Origin of the sequence: Aeromicrobium chenweiae (assembly GCF_003065605.1) — a bacterium.
Lineage (GTDB): Bacteria > Actinomycetota > Actinomycetes > Propionibacteriales > Nocardioidaceae > Aeromicrobium > Aeromicrobium chenweiae.
This window is the reverse complement of sequence record NZ_CP026952.1, coordinates 932,741-952,852: the sequence shown is the minus strand read 5'-3', so window position 1 is coordinate 952,852 and position 20,112 is coordinate 932,741. Positions and strand designations below refer to the sequence as shown.

Here is a 20,112-nt window from a genome sequence, read left to right as displayed (position 1 = left end):
ACTCTGCGCCAGTCGCGGACCGTTTTGCGCCAGTCGCGGGTCTTTCACCGGGACCACGACCAGGCGTAGCGGCCGTCGTCGCAGGCCCGCCCACCCTCGCCGAGCTCGAGCGGACGGAACGTGTCGACCATGACTGCGAGCTCGTCGAACGACTCCGCGCCAAGACTGGCCTCGATCGCGGACGGCTGCGGACCGTGCGAGTGGCCGCCGGGGTGCAGCGACACCGAGCCACGCCCGATGCCCGACCCCTTGCGCGCCTCGTAGTCGCCGGCGACGTAGAACATGACCTCGTCGGAGTCCACGTTGGAGTGGTAGTACGGCACCGGGATCGCCAGCGGGTGGTAGTCGACCTTGCGCGGCACGAAGTTGCAGATCACGAAGTTCGCCCCCTCGAACACCTGGTGCACCGGCGGCGGCTGGTGCACCCGCCCCGTGATCGGCTCGAAGTCCCTGACGTTGAACGCGTACGGGTACAGGCAGCCGTCCCACCCGATCACGTCGAACGGGTGCTGCGGCACGACGTGCACCGATCCGGCCAGCCCGAGCGGTCCGGACCCCCGGTGCTTGATGAGCACCTCGACGTCGCTCTCCTCGCGGAGCTCCGGCTCACCCGGTCCGCGCAGGTCGCGCTCGCAGTAGGGCGCGTGCTCGAGGAGCTGCCCGTACCTCGACAGGTAGCGGCGCGGCGGTGAGATGTGGCTGTTCGCCTCGATGCAGTACGCCCGCACGCCACCTTCGGCCGGCACCCAGCGGTGGGTCGTCGCCCGCGGGACGATCAGGTAGTCGCCGGGACCGAAGTCGATGTGCCCGAACACCGTCTCGAGGGTCCCCGAGCCGTCCTCGATGAACACGCACTCGTCGCCGGTGGCGTTGCGGTACAGCGGCGACGTCTCGGCCCCCACGACGTACGAGATGCGGACGTCGGCGTTGGCCAGGACCAGCCGCCTGCTGGTGACCAGGTCCCGCCGTCCCCCGTCGTCGAACAGGTCGTGCAGCGACAGGTGCCGGGCCAGGAGGGGCTCGTTGGGCGTCGTGGTGTGGTCGGGCAGGTCCCAGCGCCGGGCGTCCACGATCGCCGACGGCACGCCGCGGTGGTACAGCAGCGAGGAGTCCGAGGAGAATCCCTCCTCCCCCATCAGCTCTTCCCGGTACAGCGCCCCGTCCGGGGCACGGTGCTGGGTGTGCCGCTTGGGCGGGACGCTGCCGGCGGTGCGGTAGTGGGCCACGGTCAGGACTTCCTGGGCCTAGAAGTTCCCACGGCGGGCCTGCTCGCGCTCGATCGCCTCGAACAGCGCCTGGAAGTTGCCCTTGCCGAAGCCCAGCGAGCCGTGCCGCTCGATCAGCTCGAAGAACACGGTGGGCCGGTCCCCGATCGGCTTGGTGAAGATCTGCAGCAGGTAGCCGTCCTCGTCGCGGTCGACCAGGATGCCGCGGGACTGCAGCTCCTCGATCGGCACCCGCACCTCGCCGATGCGCTCCCGCAGCGCCGGGTCGGTGTAGTACGAGTCCGGCGTCGCGAGGAACTCGATCCCGGCGGCCCGCAACCGGTCCACGGTCTGCAGGATGTCGTTCGTCGCGAGGGCCAGGTGCTGGGCGCCGGGGCCCCGGTAGAACTCGAGGTACTCGTCGATCTGCGACTTCTTCTTGCCGATCGCCGGCTCGTTGAGCGGGAACTTCACCCGGTGGTTGCCGCTGGCCACGACCTTGCTCATCAGCGCCGAGTACTCCGTCGCGATGTCGTCGCCGACGAACTCGGCCATGTTGGTGAAGCCCATGATGCGGTTGTAGAAGTCCACCCAGTCGTCCATCCGGCCGATCTCGACGTTGCCGACGACGTGGTCGAGCGCCTGGAAGATGCGCTTCGGCGCGTCGGCGGCACGCACCAGCGAGGAGGTGCGGGCCACGTACCCGGGCAGGTACGGCCCGTCGTAGCCGCTGCGGTCCACCAGGGTGTGGCGGGTGTCGCCGTACGCTGCGATGGCCGCGATCCGGACGGTGCCGTGCTCGTCGCTGACGTCGTGCGGCTCCTCGAGGATGGTCGCGCCCTCGGCGCGGGCGTGATCGATGCAGACGTCGACGTCGGGGACCTCGAGCGCGATGTCGGTGATGCCGTCACCGTGCAGGCGGTGGTGGTCGAGGACCGGGCTGTCCGGGGCCACGCCGCCACGCAGGACGAACCGCACGGCGCCGCTCTCCAGGACGTACGCGTGGTGGTCGCGGTTGCCGGTCTCCGGCCCCGAGTACGCCACGAGGTCCATGCCGAACGCGGTCATGTAGAAGTGCGCCGACTGCGTCGCGTTGCCGACCGCCCACACGACGGCGTCCCAGCCGGTCACCGGGAACGGGTCGGTGGTCGGGTCGTGCTCCACCAGGCCGACGAGCTGCTGCAGCTGGGCGAGGTCGAGATCGGCGAGACGCTCGGCGTCTGTGAGGTCGATGGTCATGTGACACAGCACACCCCATGCGGGTGGCGTGGACAACCGGCCCATTCGAAGGTGGTCAAAGATGGCATCTGGGTGCACCATGAGGTGATCTGACTAGGCAGAATGACTGGATGGAGTCCCGATGGACCAGCTCGATGTCGCCCTCGTCGAGGCGATGCACACCCATCCTCGCGTCGGGGACCTTGAGCTGTCGCGCCTGACGAGCGTCGCCCGGGCGACGGTCCAGTCCCGTCTGGCCAAGCTCGAGGAGGCCGGCGTCATCACGGGGTACGGGCCCGACGTCGACCTCGTCGCGGCCGGCCACCCGGTCCTGGCGTTCGTGACCCTCGAGATCGTGCAGGGCTCGCTCGACGCCGTGACCGCCGAGCTGGACTCGCTGCCCAACGTCCTGGAGGCGTACATCACGAGCGGGAACGCCGATGTCGTCTGCAAGATCGCCGCGACCTCGCACGAGGACCTCAAGGACACGCTGCTGCACATCAGCCAGTCCGGCTCGGTGGCCCGGTCGACCAGCGTCATCGTGCTGTCCGAGCTCGTGCCGCCGCGCGTCCTGCCGATGCTGCGCAAGGGCGCGGACGAGGGCCCGACCCGGTCGCCCTCGTTCCGCACGGCCTGACGCGATTCGGCGGCCGACCGAGCGCCATCACCGCGCACCGCCTAGTTTGGATGGTCGAGGACAGGAGGTCGGATGCTCGCGGACAGGTACGAGCTCGATCATGAGATCGGTCGGGGCGGCATGGGCGCGGTGTGGTTGGGCCGCGACGTCGTGCTCGACCGGATCGTCGCGGTCAAGCAGATCGGCATGGGGCACGGCGGTGGCGAGCCCGACCTGCAGCGTGCCGAGCGCGAGGCCCACCTGGCCGCGCGGATCAACCACCAGAACGTCGTCGCGGTGTACGACCTCGTCGACGACGGCGGCCACCAGTGGCTCGTCATGGAGCACGTCGACGGCCCCACCCTCGCCGGCCTCATCGCGACGCGCGGCACCCTGGACCCGGACGAGCTCGCGCCCCTGGTCGAGCAGGTCGCCGGGGCCCTCGCGGCGGCCCACGAGCACGGCATCGTCCACCGGGACGTCAAGCCGTCCAACATCCTGCTGACCCACGACGGTGTCGCGAAGCTGTCGGACTTCGGCGTGGCCCGCGCGCAGGCCGACGCATCCCTGACCCAGACGGGCCTGGTGACGGGCTCGCCCGCCTACCTGTCGCCCGAGGTCGCGAGCGGGCGCACGGCGACGGCCGCGAGCGACGTGTGGTCGCTCGGTGCGACCGTGTTCCACGCCCTGGCGGGTCAGCCGCCCTACGCGGTGGGCGACAACGTGCTCGGCGCCATGTATCGCATCGTGCACGAGGCACCGCCGGCCCTGGACGTCGGTGGCCCGCTCGCAGCGCTCGTCGCCGCCATGATGCAGCACGACCCGGACGCACGACCGACGATGGCCGCGGTCGAGCAGGCCGTGGCCGCCCAGACCGGCGCCGAGCCCGCCCACGACCTCGACGCGACGCAGGGATTCGACGCCTTCGCGGCAGCGCCCGAGCCGACGGCCACGACCGCGTTCCGCCCGCTGGAGCGGCCGGTGGCCCCACCAGTGGAGCCGGCGAGGGAGTCGCGCCCGACGCCGACCCGCGCCCGACGCCCTGCCCGGCCCGGTGGGTCCCGCGCGCCCTGGCTGGTCGCCGCGGGCGCCGTCGCTGCCCTGCTCGCCGTCATCGCGTTCGTCGGTCTGCGCGACGAGCCGGCCGGCAACCCGCCCGCTGCGGCGGCCGGGACCCCCTCGAAGGACTCCGGGTCTGCACCCGCCAAGGACGACCCGCAGCCCGCCGGCGACAGGGTGACGGCCGAGGCGATGGAAGGGTTCGCGGCGGACTACCTGGCGACGGCGAGCAACGATCCCGACGCCGGTTTCACGATGCTGACCCCGGACTACCAACGGGCCAGCGACGGCCTCAAGGGGTACAAGGGCTTCTGGGGCGACGTCGCCAACCTCGCCGTCGAGCAGGTGTCTGCCGACCCGGCGTCGATGCGCGTCTCGTACACGTACTCGTACGACTTCAAGGGCGACCGGCGCTCCGAGGCGGTCACCCTCCAGCTCGAGAAGTCCGGCAGCGGCTTCCTGATCGCCGGCACCGTCTGACGGACCGCCGGCGACCAGGAAGGGGTCAGTGGCTCTGCGACGCCGTGGGGCGATGCGGGATGAGCAGCACCAGCACCGCGGCCAGGACCGCCGCACCGCCGCAGATCGCGAACAGCTGCTGATAGGCCGACAACGACGGCGCGGCGATGTTGCCCAGGATCACCGTGTTGGCTGCCAGGATGCTGCCGCCGATCGCACTGGCCAGCGAGCTGCCGAGGCTGCGGAACAAGGTGTTGAGGCCGTTGGCCGAAGCGATCTCGTTGCCCGGCGTGTGGGCGTTGATCAGCGCCGGCATCGCGGCGTAGCCGATCCCCGTTCCGGCGCCCACGATCGCGGAGCCGACGATGACCTGCCACAGCGAGTCGTGGACGACGATCCGCATGAGGAAGCCGGCGGCCACGATGACGGCGCCGAGGGCGAGCGTCTGCGGAGCGCCACGCCGCTCGATCAGCTTGGCCGCGACCGGGGAGAGCAGCAGCATCGCGATGCCGCCGGGCAGCATCGCCAGCCCGCCCACGAGCAGGCTCGAGCCGAACCCGTACCCGGTCGACTCGGGTGCCTCGACGTACGAGGCGGTGCCGATGAACGAGGCGAACAGCGCGAACCCGAACAGGATCGAGGCCATGTTGGTCAGCACGATGGGACGACGACCGAGGGCGCGCAGGTCGACGAGCGGGTCGTTGATCCGCATCTGGCTGAACCCGAAGACCGCGACCAGGACCGCCGAGATCGCCAGCAGGACCCAGATGCGGGAGTCGCCCCAGCCCCAGGCCGAGCTCTGCGAGAGCGGCAGCAGCAGGCAGATGAGCGCGGCGGCGAGCAGCACGGCGCCGATCACGTCGACGCGCCCGCCACTGCGTCCCGGAGCCTCCGGGACGATGGTGAGGATGCCGACGAAGGCGATGAGGCCGGCGCCGAACGTGATCCAGAACAGCACGTGGAAGTCGGCGTGCTCGGCGACGAGGCCCGCGATCGGCAGGCCGAGCGCGCCGCCGATGCCGAGCATCGCGCTGACCAGCGCGATGGCCGAGCCGACCTTCTCGCGCGGCAGGACCGCCGCGAGCAGGCTGATGCCGAGCGGGATCGCGGCTGCGGCGCAGCCCTGGATCGCCCGGCCGGCGATGAGCAGGCCGATGTTGTCGGTGACGGCGGTCAGCAGGGAGCCGACGACCAGGGCGCCGACCGCCACCAGCAGCAGCCGGCGCTTGCCGAACATGTCGCCGAGGCGCCCCATGATCGGCACCGAGACGGCCGCCGCGAGCAGGGTCGAGGTCAGCAACCAGTTGACGTTGCTGGCAGAGGTGTCGAGCTCGGCCGGCAGGATCGAGAGCACCGGGATCAGCAGGGACTGCGACAGCGCGACGACCAGTGCACCCAGCCCCACGAACACGAGCTCGAGCGTCGCCCGCCGGGAGGAGGCGCGCACGGGCGGCTGCTGGGCCGCGAGGTCTTGGTCGGTCATCGATCACTTCTTCCACGGGCAGGGCGTACGAACTCGGACACCTTATGCCCAACCTGACACTCGGTGCCAATCAAGGCACGACAGATAGGGTGGCGACATGTCCGGTGAGATGACGCTGCGTGACCACGCGCGCGCAGCGGTGCGCGACGAGGTCTCGCGCCAGGCCTGGCGACTCTTCGCCCGGCAGGGGTTCGAGGCCACGACCATCGACCAGATCGCCGAGGCCGCCGGGATGTCGCGCCGGACGTTCTTCCGCTACTTCACCGGCAAGGACGAGCTGGTCCTGTCACGCCTCGTCGAGTCCGGCGACCAGATCGCCCAGGCGCTGCGCGACCGCCCGTCCGACGAGGCGGCCTGGCCGGCCCTGCGGGCCGCTTTCCAGCACCTGGTCGAGCTCCAGGAGAGCCACGCGGACGTCGCTCGTCCCTTGCAGGTCATGCTGCGGGACGAGCCGGCGCTGCGCGCGACGCAGCAGGAGCGCCGCACGACCTGGCTCGAGCTGCTGACCCCCCTCGTGGCCGACCGGCTGCCGGCCCGCCGACGGCGCACCGGCCCCGACACCCGGGCCGCGGCCCTCACCGGCAGCGCCCTGGCCTGCTTCGAGGCCGCACAGGTCGCCTGGGCGAGCCACCCCGACGTCCCGCTCGCGAGCCTGCTCGACGAGGCGATGGAGTCCGTCAGCGGCTGACGTCCCCCGGTCTCGGGACCGAGGATGAGGGTTTTGGGTGGCCACAGCTGCCCCAACCCCTCATTGTCCGTCCGCGTCAGCCCACGCCCATGTGCTTGCCGGCGTCGCGCAGGACGTCGGTCAGGCCGGCCGCGATGTCGTCCAGCAGCGCTGCGTCGCTGATGAGCGGGGGCGCGATCTGGAGCACCGCGTCGCCGCGGTCGTCGCAGCGTGCGATGAGCCCCGCCTCCCGCAACCGGGCCGGCAGGAAGCCGCGCAGCAGGTCGTCGCGCTCGGCCTGGTCGAAGCGGGTCGCGGAGTCGTCCTTGACCAGCTCCATCGCCCAGAAGAAGCCGGCGCCCCGGACGTCGCCGACGATCGGGAGCTCCAGCAGGTGGTGGAGCCGCTCGCGCAGCGGATCCGCCTGCGCCCGGACGTTCTCGAGCACCCGGTCGCGCTCGATGATCTCGATGCTCTTCATCGCCAACGCCGCGCTGAGGGGGTGCCCGCCGAACGTGATGCCGTGGCGGAACACCTTGCGCTGCTCGACCAGCGGGGCGATGACCCGCTCACGGACGAGGGTCGCGCCCATCGGGGCGTACGCCGAGGTGAGCCCCTTCGCGACTGTGACGAGGTCGGGCGCCACGTCCTCGCGCGAGACCGCGAACCACTCCCCGATCCGGCCGAATCCGGTGATGACCTCGTCGGCCATGAGCAGGGCGCCGTACGTGTCGGCGATCCGTCGCAGGCCCGCCCAGTAGCCCGCCGGGGGCGTGAAGCAGCCGCCCGCGTTCTGCACGGGCTCGGCGATGATGAGCGCGACCTCGTCTGCACCGGCCGCGACGACGGCGTCCTCGACCTCCTGCAGCAGACGGCGGCAGAACGCGTCCTCGTCCTGAGCGTCCGGCGCTCGGAACGCGTTGGTGTTGGAGACCCTCGCCACCTCCACGGGTGGAGCGCCGAAGCCCTCCTTGAACGGCTGCACACCGGTGAACGACAGCGCTCCCAACGTCACCCCGTGGTACGCCCGCTCGCGCGCGACCGCCTTGGTGCGCTGCGGCTGGCCGACCGCGATGAAGTGCTCGCGCACCATCTTCCACGCGGCCTCGACCGACTCCGAGCCGCCGCCGGTGAAGAACACCCGGTAGTCGTCGGCCGGTGCGAGGTCGGAGATCCTCTCGGCCAGGTCGATCGCGGCCGGGTGAGAGGTCCCCCAGCTCGTGTTGAATGCGAGGGACGTCAGCTGCCGCCGCGCGGCGTCGGCCATCTCCTCGCCGTACGAGTAGCCCAGCTGCGAGCAGAACAGGCTCGAGAGGGCATCGATGTAGCGGCGGCCCGTGGTGTCGAAGACGTACGGTCCCTCCCCGCGGTCCAGGACCAGCAGGTCGTCGATCTCCTGCTTCGAGAAGTGCAGCACCAGGTGGTCCTTGGCCGACTGCTGGAGGCGGTCGTGCTCGGATCGGGTGACGTTCATGGGTCGCACCTCTCGTGGGTCGGGGTTGGTCAGCTGGTGGGGTCGGTGATGGCACGCGCCATCTGGGCGCCGACGCGCAGCGCTCCGTCGACGTGCTGGAAGCCCAGGCCTGCGACGTCGGAGCTGCCGATCTGGATGGGGCCTGCTGGCTCGCGCAGGCGGGGACCGAACCGGGTCAGGCCGCCCAGGTCGAAGCTCGAGCCGTACGCACCGCTGCCGAGCTCCTCGGAGGTCCAGTCGCTCTCGAAGTACGTGAGCGGGGACGCCGCCTCGGGGCCGAAGTAGGTCTGCAGCGACTCCAGGATGATCGCGCGCCGCTGGTCGGCGTCGAGCGCGAGCACCGCATCGGCCTGCACGTCGGACACGAACCCGACCAGCGTGCCGCGGTCCTCGTCGTGGTTGGTGTTGTCGTACGCCTCGTGGACCGTCAGGTAGGGGCTGAACGCCGTCCCGGAGAGCCCCGCGTCGCGCCAGAAGGGCGTCTCGTACGTCGCGTGGACCTTGATGACCTGGCCGAACGACTGGTGCTGGCGGGTCTCGCGCTGGACCGAAGGCAGCGGGGGCTCGAACCTCACCCGGGTGACCGCCGTCGGCGGGATGGCCAGGACGAGGTGGCGGGCGCTGACGGTCAGGTCGCCGCACGCGACCGTCACTCCCCCGTCGTGCCAGCACACCTTCTCGACGTCGTGTCCCGTGCGGACCGCGTCGCCCAGCCGGGCGGCCAGCTGCAGCGGCACCTGCTGCAGCCCGCCGATGACGCGGCGGTCGAGGATGAACTCGGAGTCGACCAGGTTGCTGAAGCTGCCCGCGCTCGCGGCCATGTGGACGGCCTGCAGCGCCGAGAACGTGTGGGCGGGCTTGGTCAGCATCGCCTGCGCGATGAACATCGCGATGTTGTCGCGGGCCTCCTCGTGCTCGCACTGCTCGTCGAGCCAGGCGCGGAACGTCACGTGGTCGAGCTCGGTGGCGCCGGGCATGTCCCAAGGCCGGGCGGGGTCCATCTGCGCCGAGAGCTCGTCGAGCAGCTCGGTCAGGCGGTCCATCTCCGCCTCGACGGCCGGTGCGACGGGCAGCACCTCACCGGTGAACGTCCGACGCTCGCCGTCGAGGCCGACATAGACCGACTCCCCCTCGCGGTGCCGCTCGAACGTCTCGAGGCCCAGCTCGTCGAGCATCGCCAGGAGCGCCTCCTGGTCCGGCGAGACCCACTGCCCACCGATCTCGAGGTCGACCCCGTCGACCTCCTCGGTCCACAGCCGCCCACCGACCCGGTCGCGCGACTCCAGCACCAGCACCGATCGCCCGGCCCGCTGCAGCGCGTACGCCGCGGAGAGGCCGGTGGCCCCGGCCCCCACCACCAGCACGTCGACCTGCTCGTCCGTCACCGGTCAGCCCTCCACGTTGCTCATGACGTGCTTGACCCGCGTGTACTCCTCGAGCCCGTACGCGGACAGGTCCTTGCCGTGCCCCGAGGCGCCGAAGCCGCCGTGCGGCATCTCCGAGACGAACGGGATGTGCGTGTTGACCCACACGCAGCCGAAGTCGAGGTCGGCGGTCATCCGCAGCGCCCTCCCGTGGTCCTTCGTCCAGACGCTGGCCGCGAGCCCGTACGGGACGTCGTTCGCGAGCTCGGTGGCCTGCTCCTCGGTGCCGAACGCCTGGACGGTCAGCACGGGTCCGAAGACCTCCTGCTGGACGATCGCGTCGTCCTGCCGCACCCCCGAGATCACCGTGGGCTCGAAGTAGAAGCCGTCACGGTCCACGCGACGGCCGCCCGCCTCGATGCGGGCGTGGTCGCCGATCCCGCCGACCATCCGCTCGACCGAGGCCAGGTGGTTCGCGTTGTTGAGCGCGCCGTACGTCGCATCCGCGTCGTCCGGAGCACCGGGGCCGGCAGCCTTCGCCTGCTCGACGAGGAGGCGGAGCAGCTCGTCGTGGACGCTCTCGTGGGCGATGACCCGCGTCGCGGCGGTGCAGTCCTGGCCCGCGTTGAAGAACCCGCCCATCGCGATGCCCTCGGCCGCGGCGGCCAGGTCGGCGTCGGCGAACACGACGGCCGGGGCCTTGCCGCCCAGCTCCAGGTGGGCCCGCTTGAGGTTCCGTGCCGCGGACACCGCGACCTCGATCCCCGCCCGCACGGACCCGGTGATCGCGACCAGCCCGGGGACGGGGTGCTCGACCAGCAGCCGGCCGGTCCCGGCGTCGCCGTTGACGACGTTGAGGACGCCGGGCGGCAGGACGTCACCGGCGATCTCGGCCAGCCGCACCGTCGACCGCGGCGTCGTGTCGCTCGGCTTGAGGACGATCGTGTTGCCGGCGGCCAGCGCGGGCGCGATCTTCCAGATCGCCATCGCGAACGGGTAGTTCCACGGCGTCACCTGTGCCACGACGCCGATCGGCTCGCGGCGGATGCTCGACGACAGCCCCTCGACGTACTCCCCCGTCGCCTTGCCCTCGAGCAACCGGGCGGCGCCGGCGAAGAACCGCAGCTGGTCGACGCCTTGGTCGATCTCCTCGGTCGCGATGTGCTCCTTGACCTGTCCGGTGTCCCGCGCCTGCAGCTCCACGAGCTCGTCCCGAGCCGCCTCGACGGCCTCCGCGATCCGCAGCAGTGCGAGCTGACGGGCCTTGGGCGTCGTCCGCTTCCACGTGCGCGACGCCGTGAGCGCCGCCTGGAACGCCTCGTCCACCTCGGCCGCGGTGGAGATCGGTGACCGGCCGCCCGCCAGGCCGGTCGTCGGGTCGACCAGCTCGATGAAGTCGGTGGTCCCGGAGTCCACGAGGGCGCCGTTGACGTAGTTCTGGACGATGTCGCTCATGCGGTCGGTTCCTCCGTGGGGTCGGGCAAAGGGACGTCGGGCGGGCGCGGTGTCTCGGCGGTCATGAGTCGAACCCCAGCCCGAGGCGGTCGAGGGTGCGCAGCATCAGGTTGCGCCGGCCCTCATGGTGGTCCGCCCGGTCGAGGGACCACTTCGTTGCCTCGATGCCGATCTTCGCGAACGGCTCGGGCGGGAACGGCAGCGGCTTCCTGCGCACCATCTGCAGCTGCGTGCGCGGCGTGGCGTCACCGGCCAGCCGGTCGAGCATGACCTCCGCCGCGAACCGGGTCGCGGCGACCCCGAGACCGGTGAACCCCGCCGCGTACGCCACCCGGCCGCGCCGGGCCAGCCCGTGGAACGCGCAGAACTGCGTCGAGGTGTCGATCGCACCGGCCCACCGGTGGCTGAAGCCGAGCCCCTCGAGCTGCGGGTACGTCGTGAGGAAGTGCGAGGCGAGCCGGCGGTAGGAGGCGTCCCGGTCCTCGTGCTCGGGCCGGACCCGGCGGCCCGCGTGATAGACCGCGTCGTATCCGCCGTAGAGGATCCGGTCGTCCGCGGTCAGCCGGGAGTAGTGGAACTGGTTGGCGAGGTCGCTGACGCCCTGGCGGTGCGCCCAGCCGACGTCGCTCATCTGGGCCGGGCTGAGGGGCTCGGTCATCAGCACGTAGTCGTAGACCGGCACGGTCGAGAGCCGCGAGCGGCGAAGCAGGGGCCGGAACACGTTGGTGGCCAGCGCGACCGTGCGGCTGCGCACCAGGCCACGGGTCGTGCGGACGTCGACCCGCCCGGTGCGGCCCGACCCCAGGCCCGAGACGGCGGAGTGCTCGAAGATCTCGACACCGAGATCGGCCGCGACCCGGGCGAGCTCGTGGACGAGACGGCCGGGGTGCACCAGTGCGCACTCGTCCTTGACCCAGCGTCCGGCGTGGAAGACGGGGCTCGCGATCTCGGCCTGCACCGCGTCACGATCCAGCCACTCGCCGCGGCCGGACTCCTGGAGCCAGCGCACCTGGTGCGGCTCGTACGCGACCTCGAGCACGCCGGTCCGCTCGAGCTGGACGTCCATCTTCAGCTCCGCGACGTCGCGCTCGATCGCGTCGAGGTTGTCCAGGCCCATCTGGTGGAGCGTGTCGTAGTCCTCGGGCCAGCGGCGACGGCCGTTGTCCTCACCGTGCGTGAGACTGGCCTCGGCGAACCCGCCGTTGCGCCCGGAGGCCGCCCAGCCGATCGTCTCGGCCTCGAGGAGCACGACCCGGGCCGTGGGGTCGCGGCGCTTGGCGAGCAGCGCGGTCCAGAGCCCGCAGTAGCCGCCGCCCACGACCGTGAGGTCGGCGTCGATCGTCCCGGTGAGCGAGGGCCGGTCGAACGTCTCGACGTCCTCGAGCCAGAAGACCGCGCGCCGGCTCCCGCGAAGGGCGTCCGTCACCTGGCGGGCGGCAGGCGCCTGCCGCTCGAAGACCGTGCGGTGCGAGGTCATGGGGCTCCTTCGGAGGTTCCGTCCATCCTCCCGCGTGGGCGGACCCGGCACCATGGTCATGGTGTCGCGTTCCCGCGGGCGGAGTGGACACAGTGTCAATGCGGCGGCGTACCCTGACCCGCATGCCATTGACACTGCGCACGATCCTCGCACTGGACGTCCTCGTGGCGGGACGCCCGGAGGTGCTGGCCGGCGAGGACGCTCTGGACCGCCCCGTGCGGTGGGTGCACGTGACCGAGGTCGACGACATGGCGGACCTGCTCGGCGGCCACGAGGTCGTGCTGACGACCGGGCTCCCGCTGGTGGGACCGACGGCCGATCCGCAGCGGTTCGTCACCCAGCTCGCCCAGGCCAGCGCGTGCGGCCTCATCGTCGAGCTCGGTCCCCGGCTGCCCGAGCTGCCGGCCGACGTGGTGCGCCAGGCCGAGCGACTGCAGCTGCCGCTCGTCGCGCTGCACTCCCCCGTCCGCTTCGTCTCGATCACCGAGGCGGTGCACCGCCTGATCGTGGGCGAGCAGTACCAGGGGCTCGAGCTGGCGCAGCGGACCCACGAGGTCTTCACCAACCTGAGCCTGGACAGCGCCGACGCGTCCGCGATCCTCGCCGCGGCGGCCGGGCTGATCGACGCGCCGGTCGTGCTGGAGGACGCCGGGCACCACGTGGTGGCCCTCGCCCGCCACGGTCGGACGTCCGGGGCACTCCTGCGTGAGTGGGAGGAGCGCTCCCGGCGCGCACCGGTGCTGGAGGAGGCCGGCACGACGGGTCCCGAGCAGTGGCTCACGTGCCCGGTCGGCCTGCGAGGTGCGCCGTGGGGACGCGTCGTGGCCCCGCAGCCCGCCCACGACCCGGCGACGACGGCGATGGTCATGCAGCGCGCCGCCCAGGCGCTCCAGCTGTCCCGACTCGTCGAGCGCGACGCGACCCGGCTGCAGTCGCAGGCCCAGGAGTCGCTGCTGCAGGAGCTCGTGGACGGCCGTGTCCAGGACGAGGCGGACGGCCTGGCACGGGCCGCCGCCCTCGGCATGCGAGCCGGCGTCGCGTACCTGCCGGTCGTCGCACTGTTCGAGCGCGCGACGTTGCCCGACCAGGTCGCCCGTCAGCGGCGTGCCCGCGCACAGCTCGAGACCGTCTCGGACGCGCTGGTGACGGCCCGCCTCGACGCGATCGCCGGCAGTGTCGACGACGGCGGGGTGGGGATCGTCATCGCGCTGCGCCCGGGGGTCCAGGAGGACACCGCCCTGGAGGCGCTCGCAACCGCGACCGGGCGCGACGGGCCCGCCCCCGCGTCCGGCCCCGTCCTCGGCGTGGGCCGCGCCGCCGCCACGCTCCTCGTCGCGGCCTCGCGGATGCGCACGGCTGTGCACGTCGCCGAGGCCGCACGGGCGCTCGAGCCGTCGTCGGCACGCTGGTTCCGCTCGACCGACGTACGCCTGCGCGGTCTCGTCGCGCAGCTGCAGGACGACGAGCGGGTGCTCGGGTTCGCGGAGTCCGAGCTCGGCCCACTGCTCGCACACGAGGCCGAGCACGCGACCGGCCTGCTCGAGCTGCTGCGCCGGTACGTCGAGCTGCGCGGCAACAAGGCAGCACTGGCCCAGGCGACCCACATCAGCCGGCAGGCCCTCTACGGCCGACTGCGGAAGCTGGAGTCGATCCTCGCGGTCGACCTGGACGACGCGGACTCGGTGCTGTCGCTCGGCGTCGCGCTGCTGGTGCACGACATCCGCGTCGGCCGGGCTCGTCCTCGGCCGGGCACGCGCGGCACTACCGTGACGTCATGACCTCCCGCCCCACCACGCTGACGATCCAGGGGGCCACGGCCCTGCTGACGCTCGACGACCCCGACCGGCGCAACATCCTGACCTCGGCGATGGTGCGTTCGATCGACGAGGACGTGACCCGCGCCGAGTCGGTGCCCGGGGTCAACACGCTCGTCGTCACGGGCCGCGGCAAGGCGTTCTGCGCCGGCGCCGAGCTGTCCACCCTGGAGCAGTCCGCCGCCGGGGACTTCGACGACGTCCGTGAGGTCTACGAGGGATTCCTGCGTGTCCTGCGCTCGCCGCTCGCCACGATCGCGGCGGTCAACGGGCCGGCCGTCGGCGCGGGGCTCAACCTCGCCCTCGCCTGCGACGTCCGGCTCGCGTCGACCGCGGCCCGGTTCGACACCCGCTTCGCCCAGCTGCGCCTGCACCCCGGAGGCGGCCACACGTGGCTGATGGAACGGGCCGTCGGTCATCAGCAGGCCACGCTCGCGGTGCTGTTCGGCGAACGCTGGGACGCCCAGCGCGCGCACGAGGTCGGGCTCGTCGCGAAGGTGACCGCACCCGAGAAGCTGATCGACGAGGCGCTCGCGCTCGGGGCGCGCCTCGACGGGATCGAGGGTGCGCTCGTCCGCCGCTACGTCTCGACCCTTCGTCAGGCCCAGCAGACGCCGGACCACGAGGCGATCTTCGCCGCCGAGACGCGGGCGCAGGCCTGGTCGACCACACGGCCGGCGTTCGTCGAGCACGTCCGGGCCCTGCGGGAGTCGATCTCCCGCCGCTAGGCCGTCAGCCGACCGGGCGCTCCGCCCGCCGCAGGTTGCGGATGAGCTCCTCGCGACTCTGTCCGTCGACGTGGTGCCGCCACATGGGGGTGCCGGGGGCGCTGCGCCACGACTCGCTCAGCGGGCTGTTGTCCACGGCGTCGAACCCCAGGTCGTCGTAGAAGCGCGTCACCAGCTCGACCGCCTCGGGGTGGTTGCTGGAGACGGCCAGCGCCTTCCGTTCGGGGTGTCCGGCCGGCCGGGCCAGCCGGATCAGCGCAGGCAGCCGGTCGTCCGGGACACGGATCGGGGACCGCGCGTGGAACTGCACGTGGGTGAACGCCTTCACGATCTTCGAGGTGGGCAGCTGCTGCTGGCGCAGCTCGTGGATCGTCGTGCGACCGGACTCGATCTCGGGCCAGCTCCCGTCGCGCCAGGCCATGTAGTTGTTGTTGTCGATGACGACCTTGCCTGCGAGCGCCTCCACCGGCGGCAGCACGTCCGGGGCGTACGGGAACGCGGTGACGGCGAAGTCGGCTGCGGCCGCGGCCTCCGCGGGGGACGCGGCTCGTGCGCGCGGACCGAGCTCGTCGACCAGCCCGCGCAGCGTCTCAGGACCTCGCGAGTTGGCGATCACCACGTCGTAGCCCGCCGCGATCGATGCGCGGGCCAAGGTGCTTCCCACCTGGCCGGCGCCCAGGATGCCGATGGTCGTCATGACGACTCCTCTCCAGCCAAGGCAACGCCAGATGTCCCGTCCATGTTCCGCTCGCGGTCAGGTGCCGAGCGGGCTCCAGGCGCCCTCGTCCCGGATCGAGCGGGTGATCCGCCGGCTGATCTCCCTGAGCTGCCGGGTCTGCGCCTGCGTCAGCGGGGCGAGGACCAGCCGCTGAACGGTCTCGACATGCGCCGGGGTGGCCTCCTCGACCTTCCGCCGGCCCGTGTCGGTGAGCGTCGCGAGCGTGTAGCGCCCGTCCGCCGGGTCGCTCGAGCGCTGCAGCCAGCCCCTGGTCTCGAGCCGTGACGCCGCCCGGGACAGTCGGGACAACGAGCTGTTGGCGTAGCCGGCCAGGACGCTCATGCGCAGCGTGCTGTCGGGAGCCGTCGCGAGCGCGTACAGGACGCCGTACTCGAAGTGCGTCAGGTCGGCGTCACGCTGCAGCTGGCTGTCGAGCGCGGCGGGCAGCCACTCCAGGAGGGTCGCCAGCGCGGACCAGGTCTCGAGGTCCTCACCGCTGAGCTCGGCAGGGGTACGGGGATCCGGCATGAGCGCAACAGTACGCGAAGTCACGCCCACCGTGCGCCCGTTTCACTTGATTGGGAAAGTGACGCGACCTACTCTTCACTTGACCAGGAAAGTAATCACCGGTGCCGTCATGGGCGGCACGACCCCAGGAGACGACACCATCATGGATCTTCAGCTCAACGGCAAGACCGCTTTCATCAGCGGATCGACACAGGGAATCGGCTACGCGATCGCGGAGGCACTCCTCGCGGAGGGCGCGTCGGTCATCGTCAACGGACGAGACGCCACGCGGGTCGACACCGCCGTGGCCAGCCTCCGGGAAGCAGCCCCGGGCGCGGACGTCTCAGGTCTCGCCGCGGACTTCGGTGACGCCGAGCAGGTGACGCGGCTGCTCGAGTCGCTGGGCTCCGTCGACATCCTGGTGAACAACGTCGGCCTGTTCGAGGTCAAGCCGTTCACCGAGATCTCCGACGACGACTGGCAGCGCTACCTCGAGGTCAACCTCATGAGCAGCGTCCGGCTCTCCCGGCACGTGCTCGGCAGCATGCTGGCCACGGGCTGGGGACGGATCATCTTCGTCGGCAGCGAGTCGGGCGTGAACGTCCCGGCCGACATGGTGCACTACGGCGTGACCAAGGCCGGGGCGCTGGCCCTCGCGAACGGGCTGGCCAAGCTCACCCGGGGCACCGAGGTGACCGTCAACACGATCCTCGGGGGGCCGACCTACTCCGACGGCGTCGCGCAGACCGTCGGACAGATCGCCCGGGCCCAGGACCTGCCGGAGGAGGCGATGAAGGACTCGATCATCGGCCAGAACGCGACGACGCTGCTGGAGCGGTTCATCGAGCCGGCCGAGATCGCCCACCTCGCCGCCTACCTGGCCAGCCCGCTGTCCTCGGCCACGAACGGCGCGGCCGTCCGTGCCGACGGCGGAGTCCTGACGACCATGCTGTGACGCCGAAGGGGCCGGCCGCGAACGCGACCGGCCCCCTCGGGGTTCTGCTTCAGGCGTGGATCACTTCAGGTCGAAGCGGTCCAGCTCCATGACCTTGGTCCAGGCCGCGACGAAGTCCGCGACGAACTTCTCGCGGGCGTCGCCCGACGCGTAGACCTCGGAGAGGGCCCGCAGCTGCGAGTTCGAGCCGAACACGAGGTCGACGGCCGTGGCCGTCCACTTCAGCTCGTCCGTGGCAGCGTCGCGGATCTCGTAGACGTGCTCGTCCGACTCCGACGCCTTCCAGCGCGCACCGGGTGCGAGCAGGTTGACGAAGAAGTCGTTCGTCAGGACGCCGGGACGGTCCGTCAGGACGCCGTGCTGCGCACCGTCGACGTTGCCGCCGAGGGCACGCATGCCGCCGACGAGCACCGTCATCTCCGGAGCCGTCAGGTCGAGCATGTAGGCCCGCTCGACGAGCTGCGCCTCCGGCGAGAGCTTGTCGGCCGCCCGCAGGTAGTTGCGGAAGCCGTCGGCCCGCGGCTCCAGGACCTTGAAGGAGTGGACGTCCGTCTGCTCCTGCGTGGCGTCGCCACGACCCGGGTGGAACGGGACCGTGATCTCGACACCGGCGTCCGCAGCGGCCTTCTCGATCGCGGCGTTGCCCGCCAGGACGATCAGGTCGGCCAGCGAGATCTGCGCGCCACCGGCGGCGTTGAACTCGGCCTGGATGCCCTCGAGCTTCTCGAGGACGGTCGCGAGCTGCTCGGGCTGGTTGACCGCCCAGCTGCGCTGCGGCTCGAGGCGGATGCGGGCACCGTTGGCGCCGCCCCGCTTGTCCGTCGAGCGGAACGTGGCCGCCGACGCCCATGCGGTGCCGATGAGCTCGGAGATCGAGAGACCGGAGTCCAGGACCTTCGCCTTCAGCGACGCGATGTCGGCGTCGCCGACGAGGTCACCCTGGGGCGCGGGCACCGGGTCCTGCCACAGCTGCGGCTCCGGGACCCAGGGACCGAGGTAGCGGTCGACGGGGCCCATGTCGCGGTGCAGCAGCTTGTACCAAGCCTTGGCGAACGCGATCGAGAACTCGTTCGGGTTCTCCAGGAAGCGGCGCGAGATCTTCTCGTACTCGGGGTCGAACCGCAGGGCCAGGTCGCTCGTGAGCATCGTCGGCTTGCGCTTCGGGGAGTCCGCGGCGGGGCCGGGGACGATGTCCTCGGCGTCCTTGGCGACCCACTGGAACGCACCTGCGGGGCTCTTGGTGAGCTCCCAGTCGTACTTGAACAAGAACTTGAAGAAGTCGTTGCTCCAGCGCGTCGGCGTCGAGGTCCAGGTGACCTCGAGGCCGGACGTGATCGCGTCGGCGCCCTTGCCGGTGCCGTACTCGCTCTTCCAGCCCAGTCCCTGCTCCTCCAGCGGAGCGGCCTCGGGCTCGGGGCCGACGAGATCGGCATCGCCGGCGCCGTGGGTCTTGCCGAAGGTGTGTCCGCCGGCGATCAGCGCGACGGTCTCCTCGTCGTTCATCGCCATGCGGGCGAACGTGGCGCGGATGTCGCGCGCCGAGGCGACCGGGTCGGGGTTGCCGTTGGGACCCTCGGGGTTGACGTAGATCAGACCCATCTGGACCGAGCCGAGGGCCTCCTCGAGCTCGCGGTCACCGCTGTAGCGCTCGTCGCCCAGCCAGGTGTCCTCCGGGCCCCAGATGATCTCCTCGGGCTCCCAGACGTCCTCACGGCCGAAGGCGAAGCCGAAGGTGGTGAAGCCCATGTCCTCCATCGCGACGGTGCCGGCGAAGACCAGCAGGTCGGCCCAGGAGATCTTCTGGCCGTGCTTCTGCTTGACCGGCCAGAGCAGACGACGGGCCTTGTCGAGGTTGGCGTTGTCGGGCCAGCTGTTGAGGGGCGCGAACCGCTGGTTGCCCTCGCCGGCGCCGCCACGGCCGTCGAAGATGCGGTAGGTGCCGGCCGCGTGCCAGCTCATGCGGATGAAGAGGCCGCCGTAGTGACCGAAGTCAGCCGGCCACCAGTCCTGCGAGGAGTTGAGCACCTCGACGACGTCGCGACGCAGCTCCGCGAGGTCGAGCTTCTTGAACTCCTCGGCGTAGACGAAGTCCGGGCCGAGCGGGTTGCTCTTGGACGAGTGCGCGTGCAGCACCGACAGGTCGACCTGGTTGGGCCACCAGTCCTTGTTGGTGCGCGGACGGCCACCGGTCTTGGGGGTCGGCGAGTCGATCGCCGGGTTCTCGCTCTCGCTGCCGTGGGCAGCCGCCGAGTCAGGCATGACGGGGCACCCGGCTTCGGCCTTGCGATCGATGCCCTGGGGGCTCTCGGGGGTCTGGCTGTCGTTCATGTAATTCCTTCCGAACGGGTCGAGCTGGCGGTCACTTGCGGGCAGAGGTGGTGCTGGGGGAAGCAGCGCACTCGGGGCAGATGCCCCAGTACACGACCTCCGCCTCGTCGACCACGAATCCGTGGTGGTCCGAGGCGGTGAGACAGGGGGCCTCGCCGACGGCGCAGTCGACGTCGACGATCGTGCCGCAGGAGCGGCACACGAGGTGGTGGTGGTTGTCGCCGACGCGGACCTCGTAGCGCGCAGTGGCGCCGGCGGGCTGGATGCGGCGCAGGAGGCCGGCAGAGGTCAGCGCCTTCAGGACGTCGTAGACGGCCTGGTGCGACACCCCGCCGGACGTGGACCGGACCGCCTCGATGATCGCGTCGGTGTCGGCGTGCGGATGCTCGTGGACGGCGGCCAGCACGGCGATGCGGGGGCGCGTGACACGCAGGGAGGCCTCGCGAAGCGTGCGCTCGATCTCTGCGGTCCGGGTCATCGCCACGAGTCTAGCGGTTTTCTTGAGTCAGTCAAGAAAACGCTCGTCGGCGGGGGCGGTGGATGCGTCACCATATGAGCGCGGATCTCGCCTCGTACGGTGGCAAA

At 71.3% G+C, this 20,112-nt stretch carries 17 protein-coding genes; 6 read left to right on the top strand and 11 right to left on the bottom strand.

The genetic code is table 11. The features are described 5' to 3' along the window. Positions 1-44 precede the first annotated feature (44 nt). Positions 45-1,226, bottom strand: coding sequence for a homogentisate 1,2-dioxygenase (locus tag C3E78_RS04560; protein WP_108577194.1), 1,182 nt, complete (start codon positions 1,224-1,226; stop codon positions 45-47). 18 nt (positions 1,227-1,244) lie between these two features. Then, positions 1,245-2,444, bottom strand: a complete 1,200-nt coding sequence (hppD, locus tag C3E78_RS04555; RefSeq protein ID WP_108577193.1) for a 4-hydroxyphenylpyruvate dioxygenase — start codon at positions 2,442-2,444, stop codon at positions 1,245-1,247. A gap of 121 nt (positions 2,445-2,565) precedes the next feature. Between hppD and C3E78_RS04550 the strand changes: the two genes are divergently transcribed. Together C3E78_RS04550 and C3E78_RS04545 are read left to right on the top strand one after the other, a co-directional pair. Continuing rightward, positions 2,566-3,060 (top strand): Lrp/AsnC family transcriptional regulator, encoded by a 495-nt coding sequence (locus C3E78_RS04550; RefSeq protein ID WP_108577192.1) that lies wholly within the window; start codon positions 2,566-2,568, stop codon positions 3,058-3,060. Between the two features lie 72 nt (positions 3,061-3,132). Then, on the top strand, positions 3,133-4,578 hold the full coding sequence (locus tag C3E78_RS04545) for a serine/threonine-protein kinase (RefSeq protein WP_108577191.1): 1,446 nt from the start codon (positions 3,133-3,135) through the stop codon (positions 4,576-4,578). 25 nt (positions 4,579-4,603) lie between these two features. Here the strand turns inward: C3E78_RS04545 and C3E78_RS04540 are convergent, their stop codons facing one another. Next, positions 4,604-6,040 carry an MFS transporter gene (locus C3E78_RS04540; RefSeq protein ID WP_108577190.1) on the bottom strand — a complete coding sequence of 479 codons (1,437 nt, stop codon included), beginning with the start codon at positions 6,038-6,040 and terminating at the stop codon, positions 4,604-4,606. A 97-nt stretch (positions 6,041-6,137) separates the two neighbouring features. Between C3E78_RS04540 and C3E78_RS04535 the strand changes: the two genes are divergently transcribed. Continuing rightward, positions 6,138-6,728 carry a TetR family transcriptional regulator gene (locus C3E78_RS04535; protein ID WP_108577189.1) on the top strand — a complete coding sequence of 197 codons (591 nt, stop codon included), beginning with the start codon at positions 6,138-6,140 and terminating at the stop codon, positions 6,726-6,728. Positions 6,729-6,804: 76 nt separating this feature from the next. Here C3E78_RS04535 and C3E78_RS04530 read toward each other — a convergent pair whose 3' ends face one another. The 4 genes from C3E78_RS04530 to C3E78_RS04515 all read right to left on the bottom strand — a co-directional run bounded on the left by C3E78_RS04530 (position 6,805) and on the right by C3E78_RS04515 (position 12,477). Next, positions 6,805-8,181, bottom strand: coding sequence for an aminotransferase class III-fold pyridoxal phosphate-dependent enzyme (locus tag C3E78_RS04530; protein ID WP_108577188.1), 1,377 nt, complete (start codon positions 8,179-8,181; stop codon positions 6,805-6,807). A gap of 29 nt (positions 8,182-8,210) precedes the next feature. Further along, positions 8,211-9,566, bottom strand: a complete 1,356-nt coding sequence (locus tag C3E78_RS04525) for a flavin monoamine oxidase family protein (protein WP_108577187.1) — start codon at positions 9,564-9,566, stop codon at positions 8,211-8,213. 3 nt (positions 9,567-9,569) lie between these two features. Continuing rightward, a complete protein-coding gene (locus C3E78_RS04520) occupies positions 9,570-11,000 on the bottom strand; it encodes an aminobutyraldehyde dehydrogenase (RefSeq protein ID WP_108577186.1) in 1,431 nt (476 codons plus the stop codon). A gap of 61 nt (positions 11,001-11,061) precedes the next feature. Continuing rightward, positions 11,062-12,477 carry an NAD(P)/FAD-dependent oxidoreductase gene (locus C3E78_RS04515; protein ID WP_108577185.1) on the bottom strand — a complete coding sequence of 472 codons (1,416 nt, stop codon included), beginning with the start codon at positions 12,475-12,477 and terminating at the stop codon, positions 11,062-11,064. A gap of 122 nt (positions 12,478-12,599) precedes the next feature. Here C3E78_RS04515 and C3E78_RS04510 point away from each other — a divergent pair, with 122 nt between their 5' ends. Together C3E78_RS04510 and C3E78_RS04505 are read left to right on the top strand one after the other, a co-directional pair. After that, the gene (locus tag C3E78_RS04510) at positions 12,600-14,255 is read left to right on the top strand and encodes a PucR family transcriptional regulator (RefSeq protein WP_159085811.1); all 1,656 of its coding nucleotides are present in this window, start codon (positions 12,600-12,602) and stop codon (positions 14,253-14,255) included. Next, a complete protein-coding gene (locus C3E78_RS04505) occupies positions 14,252-15,019 on the top strand; it encodes an enoyl-CoA hydratase-related protein (RefSeq protein WP_108577183.1) in 768 nt (255 codons plus the stop codon). Before C3E78_RS04510 ends, C3E78_RS04505 begins: the two co-directional genes overlap by 4 nt. A 4-nt stretch (positions 15,020-15,023) precedes the next feature. Here C3E78_RS04505 and C3E78_RS04500 read toward each other — a convergent pair whose 3' ends face one another. Continuing rightward, a complete protein-coding gene (locus tag C3E78_RS04500; protein ID WP_108577182.1) occupies positions 15,024-15,716 on the bottom strand; it encodes an NADPH-dependent F420 reductase in 693 nt (230 codons plus the stop codon). A gap of 57 nt (positions 15,717-15,773) precedes the next feature. Further along, the gene (locus C3E78_RS04495) at positions 15,774-16,265 is read right to left on the bottom strand and encodes a MarR family winged helix-turn-helix transcriptional regulator (RefSeq protein ID WP_108577181.1); all 492 of its coding nucleotides are present in this window, start codon (positions 16,263-16,265) and stop codon (positions 15,774-15,776) included. A 142-nt stretch (positions 16,266-16,407) separates the two neighbouring features. Here C3E78_RS04495 and C3E78_RS04490 point away from each other — a divergent pair, with 142 nt between their 5' ends. Next, complete coding sequence (locus C3E78_RS04490) at positions 16,408-17,199, top strand: SDR family NAD(P)-dependent oxidoreductase (protein ID WP_108580746.1); 792 nt, start codon at positions 16,408-16,410, stop codon at positions 17,197-17,199. Positions 17,200-17,259: 60 nt separating this feature from the next. Here C3E78_RS04490 and katG read toward each other — a convergent pair whose 3' ends face one another. Beyond that, positions 17,260-19,527 (bottom strand): catalase/peroxidase HPI, encoded by a 2,268-nt coding sequence (gene katG / locus C3E78_RS04485; protein ID WP_108577180.1) that lies wholly within the window; start codon positions 19,525-19,527, stop codon positions 17,260-17,262. A gap of 31 nt (positions 19,528-19,558) precedes the next feature. Further along, positions 19,559-20,005 (bottom strand): Fur family transcriptional regulator, encoded by a 447-nt coding sequence (locus tag C3E78_RS04480; protein WP_108577179.1) that lies wholly within the window; start codon positions 20,003-20,005, stop codon positions 19,559-19,561. Between the last annotated feature and the right edge of the window lie 107 nt (positions 20,006-20,112).

What these genes read in the sequence shown, in the direction of transcription:
- hppD (WP_108577193.1), bottom strand. Translation starts at nt 2,444, where the DNA reads ATGACCATCGACCTCACAGACGCCGAGCGTCTCGCCGATCTCGACCTC.
- C3E78_RS04550 (WP_108577192.1), top strand. Translation starts at nt 2,566, where the DNA reads ATGGACCAGCTCGATGTCGCCCTCGTCGAGGCGATGCACACCCATCCT.
- C3E78_RS04545 (WP_108577191.1), top strand. Translation starts at nt 3,133, where the DNA reads ATGCTCGCGGACAGGTACGAGCTCGATCATGAGATCGGTCGGGGCGGC.
- C3E78_RS04540 (WP_108577190.1), bottom strand. Translation starts at nt 6,040, where the DNA reads ATGACCGACCAAGACCTCGCGGCCCAGCAGCCGCCCGTGCGCGCCTCC.
- C3E78_RS04535 (WP_108577189.1), top strand. Translation starts at nt 6,138, where the DNA reads ATGTCCGGTGAGATGACGCTGCGTGACCACGCGCGCGCAGCGGTGCGC.
- C3E78_RS04530 (WP_108577188.1), bottom strand. Translation starts at nt 8,181, where the DNA reads ATGAACGTCACCCGATCCGAGCACGACCGCCTCCAGCAGTCGGCCAAG.
- C3E78_RS04520 (WP_108577186.1), bottom strand. Translation starts at nt 11,000, where the DNA reads ATGAGCGACATCGTCCAGAACTACGTCAACGGCGCCCTCGTGGACTCC.
- C3E78_RS04515 (WP_108577185.1), bottom strand. Translation starts at nt 12,477, where the DNA reads ATGACCTCGCACCGCACGGTCTTCGAGCGGCAGGCGCCTGCCGCCCGC.
- C3E78_RS04510 (WP_159085811.1), top strand. Translation starts at nt 12,600, where the DNA reads ATGCCATTGACACTGCGCACGATCCTCGCACTGGACGTCCTCGTGGCG.
- C3E78_RS04505 (WP_108577183.1), top strand. Translation starts at nt 14,252, where the DNA reads ATGACCTCCCGCCCCACCACGCTGACGATCCAGGGGGCCACGGCCCTG.
- C3E78_RS04500 (WP_108577182.1), bottom strand. Translation starts at nt 15,716, where the DNA reads ATGACGACCATCGGCATCCTGGGCGCCGGCCAGGTGGGAAGCACCTTG.
- C3E78_RS04495 (WP_108577181.1), bottom strand. Translation starts at nt 16,265, where the DNA reads ATGCCGGATCCCCGTACCCCTGCCGAGCTCAGCGGTGAGGACCTCGAG.
- C3E78_RS04490 (WP_108580746.1), top strand. Translation starts at nt 16,408, where the DNA reads ATGGATCTTCAGCTCAACGGCAAGACCGCTTTCATCAGCGGATCGACA.
- katG (WP_108577180.1), bottom strand. Translation starts at nt 19,527, where the DNA reads ATGAACGACAGCCAGACCCCCGAGAGCCCCCAGGGCATCGATCGCAAG.
- C3E78_RS04480 (WP_108577179.1), bottom strand. Translation starts at nt 20,005, where the DNA reads ATGACCCGGACCGCAGAGATCGAGCGCACGCTTCGCGAGGCCTCCCTG.